This window comes from Mesorhizobium sp. M7A.F.Ca.CA.004.04.2.1 (assembly GCF_004022825.1).
GTDB lineage: Bacteria > Pseudomonadota > Alphaproteobacteria > Rhizobiales > Rhizobiaceae > Mesorhizobium.
On the sequence record NZ_RZPH01000672.1, the window covers coordinates 1 to 3,372 of the forward strand.

Genomic DNA, 3,372 nt, shown 5'->3' on the forward strand with positions numbered 1-3,372 from the left:
GATCACGGCGGTGCTTGCCGGTAAGTTTCTCGGCGAGGCGATCCTGCCGCGCCACTGGCTTGGCCTTGGCATCGGCCTCATCGGTATCGTCATCGTGCTGTGGCCGAAGCTCGGCGCGCTGGGCGGCGGCGTGACCGCGGCGACATTGACCGCCTCACTGGTCTCGGTGCTCGGCATGAGCGCCGGCACCATCTGGCAGAAGCGCTTCGCCTCCGGCGGCGACCTCGTCGCGGCGACCATGTGGCAATATGTCGGCGGTGGTTCGCTGATGCTCCTTGCCTCGCTCGCTTTCGAAACCCACACCGTCGTCATCAATGGCGAGCTGATCTTCGCCATGGCCTGGCTGGTGCTGGTGCTGTCGCTCGGCGCCATTTTCCTGCTGATGGTGATGATCCGCGACGGCGAGATGTCGAAGGTGGCGTCGCTGTTCTACCTGGTGCCGGCGGTGACGGCGGTCATCGCATGGGCCCTGTTCGACGAGCAGCTCAACGCCCTGCAGATCGTGGGCATGGCGATCACCACATTCGGCGTTGGCCTGGCAACGGCGCGGCAGACGAAGGGAAGAACTGTGGAATTGAGGAATTGAGGAATTGAGGAATTGAGGAATTGAGGAATTGAGGAATTGAGGAATTGAGGAATTGAGGAATTGAGGAAGAAGCACAGACAGCGCCGGATATGGCCCGCTTTTTCTCCAATCCTTCAGTTCTTCAATTCCTCAATTCTACCTGTCATCCCACCCGCGCACGTGCCTCCAGATAGCGGCTGATCGCAGCATTGAGCTCGCCGCCAAGGATGAAGATCGCCGAGACCATGTAGAGGAAGACCACGGCGATCATGATCGAGGCCAGGCCGGCATAGGTCGTCACATAGGACGAGAAGTGGTCGAGATAGGTGGCGAAGATGGTCGAACCGATAAGCCATGCCGCCAGCGTGAAGACGATGCCCGGCACCAGCGAGACGAAGCGGCGCTTGCCCGCCGGCAGCCAGAAATGCACGGCAAACAATCCGCCGACAATGACCGCCGAAGCGATGACGTAACGCCACAGCGTGATGGTGCCCATATAGGGCTTGATCCAGTCGATATGGGCTTCGGCGATCCGCGCCAGCAGCGGCGCGAACACCAGGAGCACGCTGATCGCCAGGAAACCGGCCGTGGCGATGAGAACGAAGATGATGCTCTGCACCCGGCGGTAGATGATGCCGCGCGTTTCCGAAACGCGATAGGCGCGGTTGAGCGACGTGCGCAGCGCCTCGATGCCGTTCGACGCAAAATAGGCAGCAAGCACCACACCATAGGTCAAAAGGTCGGTGCGCCGGACGGTCAGCACATTGAGCACTTCGCGCGCGATCGGCTTGGCGATCTGTTCGGGCCAGGTGTCGAAGACCAGATGCACGGCGGTGTCGGAGAACGCCTGCGCGCCCAGGAAGCTCGCCAGCGTCGTCGCGAAGATCAGGAACGGGAACAGTGCCATCAGCGATGTGATCGCCAGATGGCTGGCCATCGCCCAGCCGTCATCGGTGTTGAAATGGCCGAGCGCGTCGTAGAGGACCCGCTTGAGGGCTACGATCTTCCGCAACAAGAACCGCGCCCTCCAATTGTCTCCACGCCGGGAATATGGGAAGGGATTGCGGCAAATGGCAACCCTTGGCGAAACCACGAACAGTCCGGCGCGAAAGTTGCGCTCGATTATCATCACCGGTGCGTCTTCGGGAATAGGCGCGTACTGCGCCCGCGCGTTGAAGGCAGAAGGCTGGCGGGTGTTCGCAACGGCGCGCAAGCCGCAGGACATCGCCGCGCTCGAAGCCGATGGCATCGAGGCCTTCTATCTCGATTATTGCGAGCCGGACTCCATCGCCTCGCTGGTGGCGGCGGTGCTCGACCGCACCGGCGGCCGGCTCGACGCCCTTTTCAACAACGGCGCCTATGCGCAGCCGGGCGCCGTCGAGGATCTGCCCGTTGCGGCGCTCAAGCAGCAGTTCGAGGCGAATTTCTTCGGCTGGCATGATTTGACCCGCCGGCTGGTGCCGGTGATGCGCCGCCAGGGTGACGGCCGCATCGTCCACTGTTCGTCGATCCTTGGCCTCGTGCCGGTGCGCTTTCGCGGCGCCTATTCCGCGTCGAAGCATGCACTGGAGGCCTTGATGCTCTGCCAGCGCCAGGAACTGGCCGGCAGCGGCGTCCACGTTTCGCTGATCGAGCCGGGGCCGGTGAAGTCGAAGATCGCCAGCAATGGCCTCATTTGGTTTCTCAGCAACATCGACCACGAGAATTCCGTGCACCGCGTGGACTATGCGGCGCAACTCGAGCGGCTGCGGACCGGCGGCAGCCAATCGGCCTTGAAGCCAGGGCCGGAAGTCGTTCATGCGGCGCTGCGCCATGCACTTCTGTCGCGGCGCCCACGCCCGCACTATGTGGTAACAGTGCCGGCCAGGATCGGTGCGGTGCTCAAACGCATCCTGCCTGCATCGATGCTTTACCGCCTGATGGCCAAACGCGCCTGAACGCCAAAACAACTGGAACGAAACAATGGCAACCGTCTTCAACATTCTCGCCATTCTGGTCATGGTCGCCGTTGCGGTCGTGCTTGTTCGTGGCCTCATCAATATGATGCGCGGCGGCTCCGGCGTCACATCGAACAAGCTGATGCAGGCGCGCGTCATGCTGCAGGCCGTGGCGCTGGTGCTGATCCTGCTTGCGGTGTATTTCACCCGCAAGTGAGGGATGTCGGCGGGGAGGCGAAATGGTCAAGCTCAACAAGATCTACACCCGCACCGGCGATGATGGCACCACGGGTCTCGGCACCGGCGAGAGGCGGCTGAAATCCGACCTGCGGGTAGACGCCTACGGCACGGTCGACGAAGCCAATGCCTGCATCGGCATCGCCCGGGTCCACACGGCCGCGATCCATCCCGCGATCGACGCCATGCTTTCCCGCATCCAGAACGATCTGTTCGACCTCGGCGCCGATCTCGCCGTGCCCGACGACGGCAAGCCGCTCGGCTATGAGCCGCTTCGGATCGTCGCCGTGCAGACCGACCGGGTCGAAAAGGACATCGACCTTCTCAACAAGGAGCTTCAGCCGCTCAAATCCTTCGTGCTCAATGGCGGCACGCCGGCAGCGGCGGCACTTCACCTTGCCCGCACCGTGGCGCGGCGGGCCGAAAGGCTGATCGTGGCCCTTGCCCAGGATCCGGACGAGCACGTCAACCGCGACGGTCTGAAATACATCAACCGGGTCTCGGATTTCCTGTTTGTCGCCGCCCGGGCGGTCAATGACAACGGAAACGCCGACGTGCTATGGGTTCCCGGCAAGAACCGCTGATTGTCGAAAGCGGAAGAGGGCCTGGGGCATGTTCATCCCGCTTTACGAC

General features: G+C 62.6%; 5 protein-coding genes. 4 read left to right on the top strand and 1 reads right to left on the bottom strand.

Annotation, left to right across the window (positions count from 1 at the left end; translation table 11 throughout):
- On the top strand, window positions 1–586 hold a 586-nt coding region (locus EN893_RS24970), incomplete at its 5' end, for a DMT family transporter (RefSeq protein ID WP_164901082.1).
- Between the two features lie 142 nt (window positions 587–728).
- On the opposite strand, the gene EN893_RS24975 is transcribed toward EN893_RS24970, so the two are convergent.
- On the bottom strand, window positions 729–1,580 hold the full coding sequence (locus EN893_RS24975; RefSeq protein WP_127270626.1) for a YihY/virulence factor BrkB family protein: 852 nt from the start codon (window positions 1,578–1,580) through the stop codon (window positions 729–731).
- Between the two features lie 55 nt (window positions 1,581–1,635).
- Here EN893_RS24975 and EN893_RS24980 point away from each other — a divergent pair, with 55 nt between their 5' ends.
- The 3 genes from EN893_RS24980 to EN893_RS24990 are packed head-to-tail and all read left to right on the top strand — an operon-like array spanning window position 1,636 to window position 3,323.
- Entirely contained in the window at window positions 1,636–2,502 is an 867-nt protein-coding gene (locus EN893_RS24980; protein ID WP_127270628.1) for an SDR family oxidoreductase, read from the top strand.
- Between the two features lie 25 nt (window positions 2,503–2,527).
- Entirely contained in the window at window positions 2,528–2,719 is a 192-nt protein-coding gene (locus EN893_RS24985; RefSeq protein ID WP_013529428.1) for a twin transmembrane helix small protein, read from the top strand.
- 22 nt (window positions 2,720–2,741) lie between these two features.
- Window positions 2,742–3,323 (top strand): cob(I)yrinic acid a,c-diamide adenosyltransferase, encoded by a 582-nt coding sequence (locus tag EN893_RS24990; RefSeq protein ID WP_127270629.1) that lies wholly within the window; start codon window positions 2,742–2,744, stop codon window positions 3,321–3,323.
- Window positions 3,324–3,372: the final 49 nt, after the last annotated feature.